The sequence below is a fragment of the Serratia sp. 2723 genome (assembly GCF_050434425.1).
Taxonomy (GTDB): Bacteria; Pseudomonadota; Gammaproteobacteria; order Enterobacterales; family Enterobacteriaceae; genus Chania.
Genome location: NZ_JBNDIN010000005.1, coordinates 1 through 18,381, shown reverse-complemented (window position 1 = coordinate 18,381; position 18,381 = coordinate 1). Strand labels below are relative to the sequence as shown.

The 18,381-nt window shown below is 55.5% G+C and carries 11 protein-coding genes and 1 riboswitch; of the genes, 3 read left to right on the top strand and 8 right to left on the bottom strand.

The window, feature by feature from the left end:
- Positions 1-120 precede the first annotated feature (120 nt).
- Positions 121-217, bottom strand: a riboswitch (yybP-ykoY riboswitch).
- Between the two features lie 33 nt (positions 218-250).
- From ABIE29_RS09025 to ABIE29_RS09000, 6 genes are all read right to left on the bottom strand, one after another.
- Positions 251-2,305 carry an SWIM zinc finger family protein gene (locus ABIE29_RS09025; RefSeq protein WP_429618105.1) on the bottom strand — a complete coding sequence of 685 codons (2,055 nt, stop codon included), beginning with the start codon at positions 2,303-2,305 and terminating at the stop codon, positions 251-253.
- On the bottom strand, positions 2,302-3,426 hold the full coding sequence (locus tag ABIE29_RS09020) for a VWA domain-containing protein (protein ID WP_429618103.1): 1,125 nt from the start codon (positions 3,424-3,426) through the stop codon (positions 2,302-2,304). The genes ABIE29_RS09025 and ABIE29_RS09020 overlap by 4 nt, the downstream gene beginning before the upstream one ends.
- Complete coding sequence (locus ABIE29_RS09015; protein ID WP_429618101.1) at positions 3,426-5,810, bottom strand: DUF5682 family protein; 2,385 nt, start codon at positions 5,808-5,810, stop codon at positions 3,426-3,428. The genes ABIE29_RS09020 and ABIE29_RS09015 overlap by 1 nt, the downstream gene beginning before the upstream one ends.
- A 12-nt stretch (positions 5,811-5,822) precedes the next feature.
- Positions 5,823-6,926 (bottom strand): ATP-binding protein, encoded by a 1,104-nt coding sequence (locus tag ABIE29_RS09010; RefSeq protein WP_429618100.1) that lies wholly within the window; start codon positions 6,924-6,926, stop codon positions 5,823-5,825.
- Positions 6,927-6,984: 58 nt separating this feature from the next.
- On the bottom strand, positions 6,985-10,860 hold the full coding sequence (locus ABIE29_RS09005; protein WP_429618099.1) for a DUF4132 domain-containing protein: 3,876 nt from the start codon (positions 10,858-10,860) through the stop codon (positions 6,985-6,987).
- Positions 10,861-11,022: 162 nt separating this feature from the next.
- Entirely contained in the window at positions 11,023-12,360 is a 1,338-nt protein-coding gene (locus ABIE29_RS09000; protein WP_429618097.1) for a PLP-dependent aminotransferase family protein, read from the bottom strand.
- A gap of 95 nt (positions 12,361-12,455) precedes the next feature.
- Here ABIE29_RS09000 and ABIE29_RS08995 point away from each other — a divergent pair, with 95 nt between their 5' ends.
- A complete protein-coding gene (locus ABIE29_RS08995) occupies positions 12,456-13,334 on the top strand; it encodes a DMT family transporter (protein ID WP_429618095.1) in 879 nt (292 codons plus the stop codon).
- Between the two features lie 125 nt (positions 13,335-13,459).
- On the opposite strand, the gene ABIE29_RS08990 is transcribed toward ABIE29_RS08995, so the two are convergent.
- Positions 13,460-14,887, bottom strand: coding sequence for an MFS transporter (locus tag ABIE29_RS08990; RefSeq protein ID WP_429618093.1), 1,428 nt, complete (start codon positions 14,885-14,887; stop codon positions 13,460-13,462).
- Between the two features lie 288 nt (positions 14,888-15,175).
- On the opposite strand from ABIE29_RS08990, the gene ABIE29_RS08985 reads away from it, so the two are divergent.
- Both ABIE29_RS08985 and ABIE29_RS08980 read left to right on the top strand, forming a co-directional pair.
- Positions 15,176-15,511 (top strand): helix-turn-helix domain-containing protein, encoded by a 336-nt coding sequence (locus ABIE29_RS08985; RefSeq protein ID WP_429618091.1) that lies wholly within the window; start codon positions 15,176-15,178, stop codon positions 15,509-15,511.
- Between the two features lie 110 nt (positions 15,512-15,621).
- Positions 15,622-17,127, top strand: coding sequence for a Na+/H+ antiporter NhaC family protein (locus ABIE29_RS08980; protein ID WP_429618089.1), 1,506 nt, complete (start codon positions 15,622-15,624; stop codon positions 17,125-17,127).
- Here ABIE29_RS08980 and ABIE29_RS08975 read toward each other — a convergent pair.
- Entirely contained in the window at positions 17,089-18,057 is a 969-nt protein-coding gene (locus tag ABIE29_RS08975) for an acyltransferase family protein (protein ID WP_429618087.1), read from the bottom strand. The genes ABIE29_RS08980 and ABIE29_RS08975 overlap by 39 nt on opposite strands.
- Positions 18,058-18,381 lie beyond the last annotated feature (324 nt).

Genomic DNA, 18,381 nt, shown 5'->3' with positions numbered 1-18,381 from the left:
GTGAGGTGATTTGAGAGTAAAGCAGAAAAAAGGGTCATGTTGGAAATACCGACTGGACGTAGCAAACCATGGTGTAATATTCCTCGTCCAATCCAAAAGAAATATTACCCCTATGGTCTCGCCAATCTGATAGACGGATGTGCCACAGCAACTTGCTGAGTATGTTGACACATCCTCCTTCATGCTGAAGGAAGGCTACTCCCCAAATGAGTGGGGCAAGCTTAATCGAACTGTCGTAGCGCTGTCAAAGTCAATGACACCCCCGGTCTTTCACCAGACGCAGCGTTTGGTAAATCGTCATCAACCGCTGGACTAATTGCGTGTGGTTATTGGAGCGAATACGCTCGGGTAACTCGTTTAACCATGCAGACAGCTGCACCAGGCCATAGCCATTTAGCGCCTCGGCCAACATTTCCACCCGCTCAATCCCGCGCCCTCCTTGATGCCGGATCCCCTGCTGTAACCACTGAGCCAGCAACGTTTCGGTGTCTGCCAACGCTTGTTGCATGCCTGAGCGCTGTTGCAGATCGGCCTGGCGCTCCATCGGGAAAGGCTCAGCCTCATCGGCACACAGCGAGAATATCTGGGTGTCGTTGGCTACGGCCAACGGCTCGATAATCAGTTTGCCTGACTCGATCTTCACCCTGCCTGAAATCAACCGTGGCGGAGTTGCTGGCGTGAGCATTGCCCTGGCCAATACCTCGATAGCCTGAGGGGCGGCACCATCGTAATTTAGTGACGCTGTCACAAAATTGTCATCACCAGCCTCTCCGCTTAAGAGTTCAAGCTGCAAGCACTGTAAGGCCGGGTCCCAGCACCAGTCGAGCACCTCGCTAACCGGCAAGATATGCAGCTGCTCGATCGGCTGTCTGGGGCGTACAAAATCCGGCAATGCCTGCTGGAGATGACGCTTCAGCGCTGCCGCATCAGGCTGCCTGAGCGGTTCCCCCAGCAGCTCCCACGCACGGGCAGAGAGCGGCAATACGCTGGTATATTGCTTACCGCTGGCAATGTCCAACGCTCCGTTTGCCCGGCGCTTGGCGGCATTGGTGATCACCTGGCAGGCCGCCAGTTTTTTTACCGGGTGGCCGGCAATCCTGCGGCTGCCCATCGGCGTCGCCACACCTTGTGGATCGCTCTTTCTAGGCCACTGGCGTTCGATCACCATCATCGCTTGGGAGTCCGGGTCGGTGTAGATCAGATCCACCCCTTCCTGCTGCTCGTCGGCCCAATAATGCGCGCCGAGTGAAACCAGTTTCAGATGTTCCAGCTGGATCTCACCTTTGACGCCCAGGCCAAGAATTTCAGCCGCCGGAAGGCGTGGTAAGGTCTGCTGCTGCGCCTGTTGGTCCATGCACCTGGCCGCGACCAACCGGGCGGAAAGCCCGCTGATGCGCTGCAACAATTCGACCGGATGATAGCGGCTTGAACGATTATGTTGATCGGCCATCCCTTGCTGAATATCCATCAGGCTTTCGCTAATCCAGCGCCACTGAAGCTGCTGGGCATGGCGACTCACTTCTGCCATCAGGGGTTTGATGGCCGTCTCAGGCTGGCTGCTGCCGTCCGACCACAGCTTGAGCAGCAATTTATCCAACGACGTTTGTAATAACACTGCTTCTGATTGGTCGAATAAGGCGTTTGCCTGCGCCTGTTCGTCGTCAGGCAAACCGATTTGCAGCGTTAACTGCTCAAAGTCTGGCTGGCTGAGTTCGGCCTGCTCAAAACCCCAGACCGCCATCACAATATGTTCGCAAATCGTCTCCTGAATACAGTCACAGCGTGCATGAGCCAGGCTGCTGCGGGAGAAAAATCGCACGTCACACATCGGTAAACGCGCTGACGGAGTGGCTTGCGCCCCGCTGCCTTTGCTCAATTGCACCACTACGCTGCTCTGGATCAGCTTTTTAGCGCGGCTAATAACCGAGAGCGGGACATCGCCAAGCTGTTCACTAAATCTGGCCGGGGACCAAGCCGGTGCAGGTTCTTGCGGCTGAGCATCGTCAGCTTCTGGGGGCACCCCAGTGGCATGTAACGCCTGATAGGCCAGGACCAGCGTGACCCGATGGCGGCACATGCTGCTGGCCGGGCAGCTACAGGTCGCATCCCGCAAGGTTTTGCCTGGCGGAAAAGTGACCTGGTTGCCGTCGCTGAACTTGGCATCAATACAGCCGTCATCACGTTCTGTCAGTTCAGGCAGTTTTCCTTCGGCGACCTCTTTCTGTGCGCGCTTGACGAAGCCCGCATTGCTTAACGCCATCAGGGCTTCCGACGTGAGTTCGAGTAAATCGGAACGTTGAGTCATCCTTGTACCTTTTCTGCGAGCCAGGCCGCCAGTTCGCCAGGCGTCATGGCGCCAATCTGCGCGCCGACCGCGACCAGTCGGTTAGCCATATCACGATCGTATTGTGGGTTGGCCTGGTGATCTAACGCTGCCAGCCCCAACACTTTGGCTCCGGCCTGAATGCAGGTACGCACCCGCCGTACCAGCTCGCTTTCGCTGCCGCCCTCGAAAAAATCACTCAGCACTACCACGATCGTGCGCTGGGGATTGGTGATGCAGGACTGGGCATAGCCCACCGCCTTGGCGATATCGGTGCCGCCACCTAGCTGTACCTTCATCAGCAGTTCCACCGGATCGCTGACGTCTGCGGTCAAATCCACCACCGCGGTATCAAAGGCGACCAGCCGGGTTTGCATGCCTGGTAAATTCCACAGGCAGGCCGCCATCACTGCGGCATGGATCACCGAATCCACCATCGAGCCACTCTGGTCTACCAGCAGGATGATGTCCCAACGTTCACAATGGCGTTTAACCCGGCTCATAAACGCCGGGTTTTCGATAAACAGCTTGCCGTGCTGTGGGCTCCAGCGGTGCAGGTTATTGCCAACGGTACGTTTAAAATCAAAGTTGCGCGCCACCTTGACCTGCGAGGGGCGGCGGCGGTCACGGCTGCCGGAAAATGACTGGCGCACGTCACGTGCCAGGCGTTCCATGATCCGCCGAACCACTTCCGCCACCAATCGGCGTGCGGCGGCCAATACCTGCGGGTTCATCAAGTGTTTGGTGTGTAACACCGCTTTCAGTAACGCTTCCGAGGGTTCAATACGTTCCAGCACCTCAAGATTGGTGACCACATCGTCAATGCCGTAACGTTCAACCGCATCGACCTCCAGCCGTTCGATCACCTCTTTTGGGAATAGCTGATGAATTTCATTTATCCACTCTGGCGTGGTCAGGTTGGATTTACCCAGGCTGGCTCCGCGCTCACCGCGGGCCAAACGCTCAGGATCCCGTCCATACAGCCATTCCAGTGCGCTATCAACGGAGCGATAGTGATCGTCTAATTCCCCCAACGAGGCTTCGGCGGCTTCGCCTAACAACAAGCGCCAGCGCTGTAACTCTGGAGTTAATTGATTTGCCATTACACCAGCCCCCATTGGCCAAGGATTTCCAGCGCCCGTTTTTCGGCCTGTTGCATAGCCGCAATCTCCTGCGGCGTTGCGGCAGTAATTTCGCGATTTAACGACGATACCGGTAGATGACTCGCCTGATGGAGTTCCAGTATCTGGCGGGCAAACTCACCGCGTTCTCTCGGTGGCAGCCAGGCAAATGCACCGCGCATCGCCGGCAAGGCCAGCAGGAAGTCTTCGTCATCCAGTGCGCTAACCAGCTGGTTTAGACCTTCAACAAAGGTTAAATCCTGGGTCAACTGGTGGCGCGCCAACGCAATCAATCCGCTGAGCGCATCGCCCATGTTATTGGCTGCCAGGGTGGCCAGCAGCGCTAGCGGCTGTGTAATCAGCGATGCGGTATCAGGCTGAGTGTCGTTCAGGCTGAGTAATGCGCCCAATGCCGCCCCACGGCTAAGCGGATCGGCATCGGTAGACGCGGCTTTTCTTTGCCAAACGGTGAGCGCGCGATCGGCTTCCAGCGCGGGAAATAATGTATTGCGGTCGGCATCAGACAACGCGAGCAGATCACGTGTCACCAAGCGGATCGCCTGAAATGCCGCAATGTGCCTATGGTTGTCGGCGGGGTTCACGCTGCCATAGCTTTCACATAGCCAGAGCGCTCGGTCGAAGGTTATCTGGATCACCGTCAACAAGATCGCTGATCCTTGCATACCTACGCTTTCACCGTGGCGATAGAGCGTGTGGGCGGCTTCCAGCGCCAGGCCCAGGTCTTCAAAGTTCCCTTCCTGGCTCACCGCCACAGTAAGCTGTTCTACTACCCGGTTGCTGAAATCCGCCAGCCCGGCCAATGCCGCCTGATTCAGTAATTTAACCAGCGCTACCACCATCCCCTGGCTACCGTGCAGATCCAGCAGGGCCTCTTCCAGCTTGGCCAGTGCGGCATCGGCCAGCGTAGCGCCGTAGGAGGCTGCCTCAATCAGCGCTGCAACCTGCTCAAGCGGTGCTCGAAGCTGCCAGTGTTCGCTCATTTCGCCCGACATGGCCTGCCCAACCCCCTTCAGGCAATGAATGCCAGGGATCGCCAATATCGCTAACTGATGCAAGGCTCTGCTGCGCTGGCGATCTTCCGGTTTAAGCAGGTCGAGTTTGACCTCCGAGGGGATCGTAATCGCCAACCGCGCTAATTCGAGCTCCAGCGAAATCAACAGCGGCGGACGTGGCGTATTAGCCGCCAGCTTGCCGTGAGACTCCCCGGCCAATACCGCCATCATCTGCACCAGAATGGGTTCGGTTCCAGGCCGTAAAGGGCCGCGATAGGTCCACGGCAGCGGGACATCCATCGCCTCTTTCACCAGCGAGCCGGCCATGGCATCCAGCCAGTCGTTGCGTAACGGCAACTGGTGGCCGCGTAGCCGTGCAAGTGCCTGAACCCGTAGATAAACCGCGCCCATATCGGCGGTAGACGCCGGTAGGTTAAGCTTGCGCAGCCGTTCAAGTATGCGCTGGAAAGCGTATAGCCCGGCCTGCTCCAGGCCAAATTCCCACACCCACTGCTGGAACGCCGGTGACGGCATACCGGAAGCATAACCGGTGAAAGCATCCAGCCGTTTATAGCTGTAGGGCACCAAATAAGAGCCGGTGATGTATTGCGCGTCGACTTGCCAATCGTCAAAGCATTGGCTTAAAGCGGGCAGCTCAGGCTCATGCTCTTCACTGGGGAGGTTTTGCCACAGCTTCATCAAAGCGGGGGCGTGATAGCCGCCACACACCACTAACACGGCCCCGTCCTGTTGATCCATAGCCCAGCGGATCCAGCGGGCCATCATGGCTTCACGAGCCTGATTGCCTTGCGAGCCGGGAACCTCTCCGCGCAGCCGTTCGAAATAGAGGCTTAGGCGTTGTTCCAGCTCCTGCACATCGCACCGATCTTCAAATAACCGATCCCAAAGCGCATCGCTCCCCTGAATGCCCAGCTCTTGGCTCAGTGCCTGTTCAAAATCCTTGGCCCGTTGCTGCTGTTCGGCATCGGCCAAATCGGCATAACGGTTGGCAATATCGGCAAACGCAGCATGCCAGGCCGGCAGATCCATAAAGCGTGTTTCCGCCTTGATAGCTCGTGCCTGCTGCAGCGCCTGCCACTCAGGAGAATGCTCGGCAAACGGTGACCAGGAGCCTCTGCGCACGCCCTGCCCAGCCTGTTGCGGCACGCCATAGCTATAGATAGCCAGCGGTAGCTGATGAGGCAAAAACAGCTCATCGAGCCGGGAGTTGAAGTCCATCGGCCCTTCTATCAGCACGTAGCGCGGTTTTAGCGTGTTAATTCTCGCCGCTACCAGCCGGGCACAGGCCGGGCTGTGGTGGCGGATACCGATGATTTCCGGTGATTGATTCATTACGCAGCGCCTTTAAGGCAAACGGTGTCTGGCTTGGTAATAGGCCCGCCAGTGGTTACCGGGCTTTTTCGCGACCTTCTGCTCAAAATAGCGCCTGAGTTTTGCCCGATCGTCCGCATTGTCTTTGACCACCGTCCCGGCGATACACTCCACCAGATCGGCAGGCTCACCGCTACGCTGTTCAAGAAACCATGCCCGTACCCCCACCGCATGGGCCACGTTCACCGCCTCGGCGGTCGACATCACGGCGGTTAACCGATCCATGGCGTTGTCGCCGCCTTTACCCGTTGATTTCTCACCGCCGCGCAGATCGCGGAAGGTGGTGACCAGCAGTTCTAGCACCTCAACGGGGACGGTGTGAGGAATGGCGCTCTTTTCCAACAGCCGGTTGGACGCCGTAGCCACCAAATCCAGCTCCTGTTGGAAATCCATGATCGGAAACACGGTTTCAAAATCAAAGCGACGCTTCAGTGCGGCACTCATTTCGTTCACCCCGCGGTCACGGGTGTTGGCGGTGCCGATAATGTTGAACCCTTCCTGCGCATACAGCAGGTTATGGTCATCATTCAGCTCGGGGATGGTCATCACGCGATCGGACAACATACCCAGCAGGCAGTCCTGCACCTCTAATGGTGCACGAGTGATCTCTTCAAAACGCACGATTTTGCCGTCGCGCATGCCCTGATAAAGCGGTGCCGGAACCAGCGCTTTCAGCGAAGGCCCTTCGTTGATCAGCATGGCGTAGTTCCATGAATACTTGATCTGATCTTCGGTTATCGATGCCCCGCCCTGGATCGTCAGGCTGGAGGTGCCGGAGATGGCGGTCGCCAGCAGTTCAGACAGCATGGATTTGGCCGTGCCCGGCTCACCAACCAACATCAGGCCGCGGCCAGTCGCCAGCGTGACCAGCATCCGCTCAATCGAGGCCACGTCGGCGACAATTTTACGCTCAATGCCTAACTTTTCGTCACCCAGAATAAAGCGCCGAGCGGCATTCAGGCTAAGTGCCCAGCCCGGTGGGCGCGGCTGGTTATCCAATTCTGCCAACAGGGCAAGTTGTTCTGCGTATTGAATTTCCGCTGGTGGCCGCTGCATTTTTTTTTGTTGTTCAGACATAGGGATGGATTCTCTTGGTAAGCGGTACGATCCCGACATACGTCGGGATCAGGCAAGCTTAGGCGCGCAGGGCTTCCATATCACGGATCAGTTCGCTGATGACGATGTCATCCACAATAGTGAACGGTTTGCGTTCTTCGGCTCGCTGCCAGTAATACTGGCCGTCGTCGATCATCACCGTCTCCAGCGTCTGTTCAGGGTATTCATCGACCATGCCCACGATAATGCAGGGTTCAAACAACAGGCTAAACCCCAACTGGCGATCGATGGGCTTGATAAAGTCCATGATCGCGCCGCCGTCCTGGGCATCGCCACGGCGCCAGCCTTTGTTAGCCAGCCCAAGAAGACGGCCAGTGGGGACGACGGCCCCTTTCCAGCGCAGCAGCTCACGGCTTTCCCGCTCTTGTTCGGTCAGGCTGTAGGTATCGCGGCCCAACTGCACGAACGGTTGCAACAGTTCATAATCGGCAAACAGTTGGCCGAAGCCTGCCGCCTGATGCTCAGGCAACTCTAGCGCGTGCGGAATACCAATGCGTACGTTATCGCCCTGTGGCAAGGTGTATTCGTCATCTTCTGCCGTGGTCAGGCTGCCGTCTTCGGCAACGCGGAAACAGTCCACCAACTTGCCGCCGTGTGTAGAATCATCGTCCACCAGATACACGCCCCAAACCAGGCGTTGCACCAAGTGGCGTACCAGTGGATGGCGCACCAAAAACAGCTCGAACAGCTCAGGTGTCCAGCGGCGGCGCTGGCACATGGCAATTTCCAGGCGCACAACCTGCTGGGCGGCCACGGTGCGGGCATCTTTTTTCAGCAGCTTGAAGATGTTCACCGCTTCATTAGCCAGTTCCTGATGGTCGGTCTTTTTCGGCTTCGGCAGATCTTTCAGGCGGGTGCCATCCCTATCGCGCACGAAGGGTTTCAGGGTTTCGTCGAAGCTGACGGTAAACTGGCGATCGCCGAAATCCAGCCGCAGCGAGCCGTTTTCATCCAGCCCTAAGTCCGGCGCCAAACGGTCCTCCAACTCCTCAATGGTTAACTCGCGGACTTCGGCAATGGCCGCAATCTTTTCCCGCGCCCGATCCTGCAAGCCTTTAAATTTGACCTTCTGCGCGATACCGTTGAGCAGCATCAGCGCCACGTCGGATCCGATCTGATTCAGCACCTCCAGGCCGTTAACCGCCCGCTGGTGTTGAGCCTCTCCCGGCCAGGCACGAATAAACGGCGTGAGCTTGCGTGCGGTGTCATCGGTACCAAACAGACCCAGAGACGTAAATGCCCAGCCCTCTTTGGACGGCGCGGCAGCAAATAACCATGCCGAGAACATATCCCAGGCAAAGTCCGCCAGTGAGTCCGGATCGCAAGCCTGTTTTACCTGATGGATCCCTTCATACAGCCCCTCACTGACCGGGAAGCGCAGCATCGTACCCAAGTGTTCCAGCGCGCTGTCCGGTAAGGCTTTGTTACTGGACTTGAGTAACGGACGACGCCAACCGGCGGGTTGATAGAAGTCAGGCGATTTGCTGATTTTACTTGGGAAGCGATCGAGCGGATCTTCATCCAGCATAGCGCGCAGTGCGTCGATCACCTCTGGATTGCCGTAAGCTTCACCGGTTTGCATAATCAACGCTTCGTGCCCCTGCGTGGCCAGCATCCGTAACGCCGAGGTGGCGCAATCTTTGGCTTCCCCTTTCTTGCCTAATGCCGCAGGGAGCAAGCCGATAACGCTGTGGTGCGGATATTTGCACAGCCACTGCTGGGCTTCGCTACGCAGCGTTTTCAGCTTGAGGTAGGCACGGGCGATCAGCGGGGCCAATTCGCAGGCCCCCACGTGGCCCCAGACATTGGTCAGTTCCGTTGGACGAGAGCGTACTGCGTTGATCAGGCCAGGTAGCGCCGCTTCACCAAATTTGGCCACCATATACCCCTCACCGCTACATGGGTGAGTAGACAAACCGGTCCATAAGGCCAGCGCCATCTCATCAGGCAACAGCGAGGTAAAGCGCAGACTAAAGTTTGACCAACTGGTCTGCGCAAGCTGAGCCTTCCAGGCGTCAATCAGCCCCTGCGTATCCCGGTTTCTGATGGCAATGGCCGCCGTTTCGTTCTGGCTCTTTCTGTTACCTGATTGATAAATCCGAAAACCCAACTCGTTGGCCAGCGTGTTCATATTTTTTGCGGCAGCCTGATAGCGTTTTTCCTCCCAACCATTCAGCGCTAACCACTGTTTTTTCTCTTCATCGGTTAAATCGAGTACCGGTGCCAGCACCTGAGGCTCAAGTGCCAGGACTGCCGCTTCGCGTTTTTTCTTTTTCTGTAGCCAAGGCGGGCTGACCAGCACCAGGGGTAAATCAGCCTCATCGGCTAATTCAACCGGGCCAGATACGCGGGCAATCAAGTCTTGCACCTGAGTTTGCGCGGCCCCGCTCATCCAGGGCAGTAACTGGGCCACTTGTTCAGGATTGGCCAACAGCAGATTGCTTAAGCAAGCGTTCAACATGCCGCTGTCTTTGTTGTTAGTGGCCAACAGCTCGGCAAGCGCCGGGATCGATGCCAGCGGCCAGCGGTGCGCGGCGTCGATAAACCGCGCCAGAAACGCTTTACCCTGACCGGAGACCTGCGCCAGTGCGGTAATTGCCGCTGGCGTGCCAATACAGGCCAGAGCATCACCGGGAAGGTTTTTTTCCGGCTGGCAGGCCAGGATTGGCACCGCGTTAACGCCGCGCTCTGCAATCAGCGTAGCGATACTAAATTCACAGTTAAGGAATGCAGCGTGACGATACACAGAACGGCTCATTGCTCCTAACGACTTCAGGACAGCCTCGTCGGTGGCGACCAACTGTAGCCATGGCGTGACGTCACTATCCCCCTGTTGGAGCAACTCACCGGCTAACCGGTTCGCGATATCTGGGCGTTCAGGCAGTAACAAGGCAATCAACGGCTGGCGGCTAACATGCAGCTGCGGCAAGCCTAGGAGCAGTTTATCCACGCAAATCTGCCATTCGGCCTCATCGGCACAAGCCAGATACTTACGAAAATGTAGCTCAGCGCAGCTATAGGGAGACATCCACGAGCCGCTTAGCGGATCTGCGATATCCGTATTGAGGTAGTAACTGTGCTTTTGCGCATCACTATCCCAGTTTGATTCAACACAGATCCCTTGCGCCAGTAGCAGCACATCAATCGCGTACGGCAATCCCTTTCTGGCCACTAAAAAGTCGGTAATATCCGTCGTGTTGTCACCGTAATAACGGTTGGTACCGGCATTGCATGCAAGGGCAAACAACACCGCATCTGACTCAATGGTGCCGTCCATCTGTTGATCGGCCAACCGTTGCCAGCTCGCAACATAAGTCTGGCGTAACTCCGCAGACGAGGAGTCAAAGTCAGTCTGAAAATCGTCACTTTTATATAGGTGGTTGCGAAGCTTGATCCAGCTCTGCTTAGCGTTTAGCTCCGGCTTTTCGCCCGGATGGGCTCGGTTGGCCAATGCCTGAACGCTTAAATTCTTCGGTAAGGAAATCGGTTCACCATTGGCTAACCACGGTGGTGTTTCGCCAGCAGGTCTGGCGATGTCTGATGAGATAACGGATTGCGAGAGTATGGTGGCAGCAGAGACCTGAGGCATACTTTCTGCTGGGGTATCGCTTATTGGCTCAGCGCGGGGTTTTTCTGCTGGTTCGGCCTTCGGTTTTGGCGCTGTGGCGCCAATGGTGGCATTTTCATCAACGGCAATTTCAACGTAGCCCTTCCCGGTTTTTTCCTTCACCAGCTTGGTCATGGCAGCCGAGGCTTTGGCTTCGTTATCAAAACTCTTGGTCTGGCTTTGCCCTTGCGTACCAATCTTGCCCCAGCGCAGGTTTAAATCACTGTCCGACTGCTCGATTTGCCAAAATTTGTTTGATTTATCATCTTTGAATTCGAAATGACGCACCGCTGTCTCCCTGGGGATCAATTATCCATAAAATAACGCGTGGGATTAAGTTATCAGATATTTAGGCTATGAATAGGGGGACCACATGGAATTTGGGAAAAACGCCATGCGGTCAATTGATGACAAAGCGATGTGCACACATGCTGCGCCCACGGCCCCCACTTAAAGATAACAGTGCAACTGTATGACCCGCTTAACCGTGGTTAATGCCTCACGCAGGGTGGGCAGCGGCAGCGAACCCAACGCCAAACGCAGGGCATGTGGTACATGAACCGAGGTAGCAAAAGGTTCTGCGGTAGAGAGCGAAATACGCTCTTTTAACAAGGCCGCGGCGATGCGATCCGCCCTGACCTCCTCTGGCAAGGGTACCCACAGAAAATACGAATCAGGATGGCCAACATACCCCAGCTCGCTCAGTGCTTCCCTGGCGATTGACTGACGTAACCGGGCATCTTGGCGCTTTTCGTCTTCAAGTCGTGCAACGGTGCCGTCTTCGATCCACTCACACAGGATCGCGGTCATGATCGCCGGGGTATTCCAGGTGGTTGCCCTGATGGCTCGCTCCAATGCGGGGATCCATTTTCCCGGGGCAGCCACTACACCCACACGCAGCCCGGTCGCAACATTCTTGGAAAAACCGGAGATATATACCGTGGATTCAGGGGCGAGACTCGCTAACGGCAATGGCGGTTGCTCAGCCAGATAGGCGTAGGCGGCATCCTCAATGATTAGCAGCCCATGCTCACGAGCCAGCGCCACCAATCGATGTCTCTGTGGCTCGCTCATCACCCAGCCAAGTGGATTATGCAGCGTTGGCATGCAGTAAACGGCCCGTACCTGTCGGCGCTGGCATAGCCGTTCAAGTTCAGCCAAATCAGGGCCGTCGCTTAACGCGGGAATGGCGACCAGCTCAAGATGGTAGCTCTCGGCAAGGATTTTAAAACCCGGGTAGGTCAGGGCATCAACCGCGACCACGTCGCCCGGTTGCAACAGCCCCATCGCGGTGACAGCTAACCCTTGTTGAGCGCCATTAACCAGTAAAATGTTCTCTGCCGCCAGGTTTAAGCCACGATAGCTCAGATGTCTGGCTACGATCGCCCGCTCGTGTGGCCGACCTGCATGGGGTTGATAACGTAGCAATGCGTCCAGATCGCCGGAGGAAGCCAACTGGCGTAAAGCAGCCCTCAGCAGTTCGCTTTGTGACGCTAGCGTTGGGTAATTGAAGTTCAGATCGAGCATGTCCGTGGCGACGGCCTGCTGATCGATGCCCAAGCCCGGCGGCAGCGAAATCTCCCGAACAAAGGTCCCCCGGCCCGCTTCTCCGCTGACTAACCCCATCGCTTCAAGTTCCGCATACACCCTTGAGGCAGTGACCAACGACATACGTTCCTGGGCGGCAAGCTGGCGATGGGTGGGTAAACGGGTCCCTGGTATAAGACGCCCTGCGCGAATATCAGCGGCAAAGCTATCGACCAGCGATTTGTAACGGGCTCGTGCCATAGCAACTTGTATCCATGACAATTTTTTGATTGTCATTATTTTGCGGCATAACATGCCGATCCACAATCGTCCAACGTCAAAAATAAGGGTGTCCCATGCAGGTGAAGATCGAACAAAATAGCGCCAGCGGCTGGCTCAATGGCTTTTTGGGCATGGTGATCTTCAGCGGTTCACTTCCCGCCACCAGAGTCGCCGTGCTCAGTTTTGATCCTCTGTTTGTTACCGTCGCTCGTGCTGCTATTGCTGGCCTATTAGCGCTCCTGCTGTTAGGGCTGTTTAAACAACAGCGGCCACGAGGCGATCAGGTATTCTCCCTGGTGATCGTTACATTGGGCGTGGTGGTGGGCTTCCCACTGTTGACCGCATTGGCGTTGCAGCACGTGACTTCGGCCCATTCCATCGTTTTTCTTGGCCTGTTGCCATTGGCCACCGCGATATTTGGCGTGTTACGGGGTGGTGAGCGCCCTCGCCCGGCTTTCTGGCTATTTTCCATTGTCGGCAGCCTGTTGGTGCTGAGTTTTGCATTTGCTCAGGGAGTTTCCGCTTCGCTGCCCGGGGATTCGTTAATGCTGGCTGCGGTGGTGGTCTGTGGGTTGGGCTATGCCGAAGGGGCAAAACTGTCACGTGAGCTGGGAGGTTGGCAGGTGATCTGTTGGGCGTTGCTGCTGGCGTTACCCGTGATGCTGGTGACTTCACTGCTGCTGATGCCTTCATCCCTGGAGGCTATCCGCCTGCCAGCCTGGATAAGCCTGGCCTATGTTTCTCTATTCAGCATGCTGATTGGTTTTATCTTTTGGTATCGGGGCCTGGCCCAGGGTGGTATTGCCAGCGTTGGCCAACTGCAGTTACTGCAGCCATTTTTTGGCCTGGCGCTGGCAGCAGGCTTACTGCATGAACCCGTCAGCCTGCTGATGTTGGCCACCACGTTGGGGATTATCCTTTGCGTGGCAGGATCGCGCCGTTTTGCCAAATAATCCGATCATTTCACCTTGGCCATCAGCGATTCACCGATAGCGTAGAACGGCCCACCGGCAATATAGTGCAGGCTACGCAGTGCAGGTTCGGCGGTATCAACATGCCAGTAGCCCTCTTCTCCCGCTTACAATGTCACTCCTGTATGGCGGGCTGCCCCGCGATAAAACTGGCTCCACAGCGCCATCAACAACCCCAGCCCCGCTAAAACGGCTGCCACCAGATAGGTCAGTTGTAAACCTGCCGCGCTCCCTAAGCGTATATCGCTCGCTGCCGAGGCCAAAGCGAATATGCCCCCCATGGCGGAAGCCCCAATGATAAAGCCAAGGTTGCGCGCCAAATTTAACAGACCAGAAGCCACCCCACGCCGCTCGATGCCAACCTGTTTGATCACCGCCGTGTTGTTGGCCGCCTGGAACAAGGCATAGCCTGCGGTGATCAGGCAGATCGGCAAGATATAGCCCACAACGCCCTGCGTGGGTGACATCATCGACAAGGCTAATGCCCCCAGGCAAACACCCAGCAATCCCAGGCTAATCATCTGCGATGCCCCGAAGCGGTCGACCAGATATCCCGATGGCACACCCGCCAATGCGGCGATCAGCGGCCCAGCGGACATGGCCAAGCCAACCTGCTGCGGCGCTAATCCTAACCCGTGTGCAAGATAGAACGGCCCCACCACGAATGACGTCATGATCACCGTACTCACCAACATATTGGTTAGCAGGCCGCTGCTCAGGATTGGTTGGCGCAGCAGGGCCAGTTGGACCAGCGGGCTTGCCACTTTTCTCTCGACCCAGACGAACGCGCTGGCCGCAACGGCTGTCCCCAACAACAGTAGACTATTGAGCGCTCCAAAATGGCCGTGCCCCAACGTCATGGCCAGCGAAAATAGCGCCAGGGTCAAACCGAGCAAGGCCATTCCAACGAAATCAAAACCTCCCTGTTTCGTTACCTGCTGTGGATCGGTTTGCGGGAGATAGCGATAAACGCAAAATAGCGCGACGCCACCCAGCGGCAGGTTAATCAGGAAAATTGACTGCCAGCCAAACCCGGCAATCAAGACGCCCCCCAGCGTTGGGCCAAGCGCGGTTCCCACTGCGGATAAGGTGCCGAGCAGCCCCATCGCCCGTCCGACCTTATCCTTACTGATGGTTTCGCCAACTAGCGCCAGAGTGATGGCCATCATCACTGCCCCCCCTAACCCCTGCGCAACACGGGCCGCAATCAGCCACCAGATGGTCGGGGCGACAGCACAACCCAGCGAGGCGAGCATAAACAGGCTGAGTCCGGCCAGTAATAGCGTGCGACGGCTGATGATATCCCCTAACCGTCCGACGCCTACAATCAGCGTGGTGATTGCCAGCAGATAAGCGATCACCACCCACTGCACATCTTGAAACGAAGCGTTAAACACCTGCGCTAATGTGGGTAGGCTGACGTTGGTGATGCTGCTGCCCAGAGAGGAAAGCAGCGTTGGCAAGGCCAGGCTGATTAGCCCGCCACGCAGGGTCGATGGTGACAGAGATAGGACATTTGGTGCGTCGGTTTTCATGGTGGATAGACTCCTGAATAAGTTTTCAGTCAGCGTATGGCAAACCATGATATGGCGGAAGACGCAGGGTATGCAGTTTATAAGTGCAGCAAACGCCATATGTTGTGAGGATCGGGCGCAGCATGCAGCGCCCCTATGGTCGAACATGTAATACCTGTGAGCATTCTCACAACTCCGTGACAAAACCGGGAGCGAGCAAAAAATGGGAACTGTATAAACAACCGCTGGCAAGCCACCCTCGGTGCTCTCGGTATACTCAAGGCGAATCAACCTGAGTGAGTAAGCAGAATGAAAACAACAGAAATCGTCTCAGACAGTTATGTGAAGGTCGGCGTACGGGAAAAGGTCGGCTATGGCTTCGGCGATCTGGCCTCCAACCTGCTGCTGAAAGACACCAACATCCCGATCACCGACATCAGCTACACCTGCGGTTTCAGCGGCCACAAGCAGCTGATTTTTGCCTTTAACAAATATTGTCGCATGACGCCAACCGAGTTCCGGAAAAGCTACCTTACCGCCATCAATTCGGCGGCAGAGCTGCAAATCATGACCGATTTCCGTTGTCTGCCGCTTGATCGGCAGATCGTTGCACGCTTACAGAGCTTCAACACCGCCCCCCAATAGTGAAAATAATCATTACCCTATGCCGCCTGTGGCTATACTTACCCCAGTAGCTACCGCAGGTATCGCCGTTGCCTGATCCCTCCTGTTTTACCATCTGTGGAGCCGTGCCCATGAGCAAACCAGCTAAAATTCCCCGCCCTGTTAAAGCCCCAAGCTATCTGGATGCTCTACTACCAATAGTCACGTTGATTTTGCTGGTTGGATCTTCCGTTGCCCTGTTTGGACTTGAAGCCGTCAACGGCCCTTTGCAAGTGGCCATCATCCTCAGCACCATGATCACCGCAATGGTCATCCTGAAGAATGGCCATAGTTGGGAGGAAGTCTCCGAGTCTGGCCGCAAAGGCATTGCCACCGTCTCGGGGGCCATTTTTATCCTGTTTTCCGTCGGGGCGCTGATTGGCACCTGGAACATGTCCGGCACCATTCCTACCATGGTGTATTACGGCATTCTCATGATCACCCCCAACTGGTTCTATCCGATAGCCTTTTTGGTCTGCGTTGGCGTCTCTTTAAGTATTGGCAGTTCCTGGACTACGGCAGGCACCTTGGGAGTCGGGTTGGTGGGGCTGGCCAATATGCTGGGATTATCACCAGAAATTACGGCCGGAGCCGTGATTTCCGGGGCTTACGTGGGTGACAAGATCTCGCCTCTGTCTGAAAGTACCGTATTGGCCGCTCAACTCAACGGCGTCGAATTGTACAAACATATTCGCGCTCAGCTTTGGACCACCGTTCCGGCTGCGGTCATTGCCCTGCTCACCTTTATCCTGTTAGGGCTCAATCAGCACAGCGCCTTTGATGCCACCGTCACCAACAACGAACTGACCCGCTTTAACGAACTGTTCCACATAACACCGTGGAACCTGTTGCCGCTGATTTTCCTGTTGGCATTATCGGTTGCCAAGGTACCCGCTCCTTTGGCCATCATGTGTTCAGCCTTGCTGGCAGGGATCATGACGTCCTTTATGCAACCGCAGGTGATCGACCGCTTTATTGTCGAGCCCGATCTTGCCAGCCCACTGTTGGCCATCAAGGCGGCCTGGCTGGCGATGGCGACCGGTTTCCAGGAGAACTCCGGTATCGAGCAGATCGATGCCCTGCTGTCACGCGGCGGTATGGACAGCATGTTGCTGACCATCTGGCTGATCATCGGCGCGGTGACGTTTGGAATTATGGTGGATGACTTCGGTCTGCTGAACAAACTGGTTACACCGCTGCTGCTGCGGGCCAGAACCCTGGGCAAGCTGTTTACCTCGGTGGTTGCCACCGCGATTGGGTTGAACATTGCCGCGGGCGATCAATATATTGCGCTGCTGCTTCCCACCCGGCTGTTCCGTGCCGAATTTGCCAAGCGAGGTCTGGCGCCAGAGAACCTGTCGCGCATCGTTTCGGATGCCGGGATTGTCACCTCCCCACTGATCCCTTGGAACTCGTGCGGAGCTTATATGGCAGCGGTACTGGGTGTCTCGACCATGGCCTACATGCCGTTTGCCATCTTTAATATTGCCGCCCCGCTGATCACCCTGGCACTAGGCATCACCGGCTTTAATATTCGCCATATCCCCATTGCCGCTCAGTCAAAAGGAGATAATCCGAGCAGTAAAGCGGTTGAGTAGCAATAACCGTGAAACCAGGACTGAAGCAACAAAAACCAGGATCAGTAAGGTAAATTTAAGCGTGGCGTCTTTGAAGTCATACAGCGTAGTAATAAAATAGAACACGCTGTAGTGAACGATATAGACGCCCACCATCGCCGGGCTAATAAACTCCACGACGCGGGTGAGCAATCGGCTCTTGATGGCGATATTATCAAACAGGATAAATAGCGCCAGGCTCATGCCCAACAGGTGCAGATGCTCCAACACAAACCAGCCCGCGACGCTGATCTGAGTGTGGGTTGATAGATAGCGCTCGTAGAAATACATGGAGATACCGATAGGGATCACCAGCAGCCTGGCGGCCCACAGCACGCTGGTTTTTTTGGTGAACCTGCGGCCCGGAGCTTCCCCCAGCACATGGCCAATAATGTAGTAGCCGCCCCAGACCCAAATAAACGAATAGCTGGAGATAAACAGCGGGTCGTCTTGGGTATCCAGCGGGCTGAAAATGTCCAACAGGGCAATAACGGCAACCAGCCCGGCAAACACGGCCGCAGTGATTTTCAAATGGCGGATACCCTTAAGGATAACAGGGTAAATTAAATAGATAATACCCATATTCAATAATATGCCATTTTGTAAAATATAACCTTGATGAATGTATTGGGTTTTAATCAAGGATGAAACAATGTTCCAGAAAATCATGATCAGGATAATGGATTTGATTTTCACCACGATCTCTTGCCTGGTGAGTTTCTCCACCTCATCCATGTAACCGATAATGATAAAAAACAACGGCTTGGCGATAATAGACACAAAGTATAAAACCCCCATGGTATTAGCATGGAGGAAACACTCGAAAGCGCACATTTGGCTGGTCGAGAAGAAAGTGACGGCGGCAAAACAACTCAAACTCTTTAATGCCTGCTGGCTGACACTATTGATCATGGTTTTCCATCCATCACCGGATCGGTGTGACACACCCTGCTGTTTTTTATAAAAATAATCTTAGTACATTAAAACCTACTGCACAACGCGCATATTTAACCCTGAGCCGAATTATTACTCATATCATAAGAGTTTTCTTGAGTATCTAAGATCAGGTTTTGATAGATTAATTATTTTTATACCACCTTTATTTTTATGCTTAAAGAAAACTGGAGCGCCTAGCCAGCAATGTAAGTATCCCGCTTAAACGGCCCATTCACTTTTAGAGATCTTCCGACATACTGATGATGTCACCTGAGGAGATCCTTATGCGCAAGATCCGAT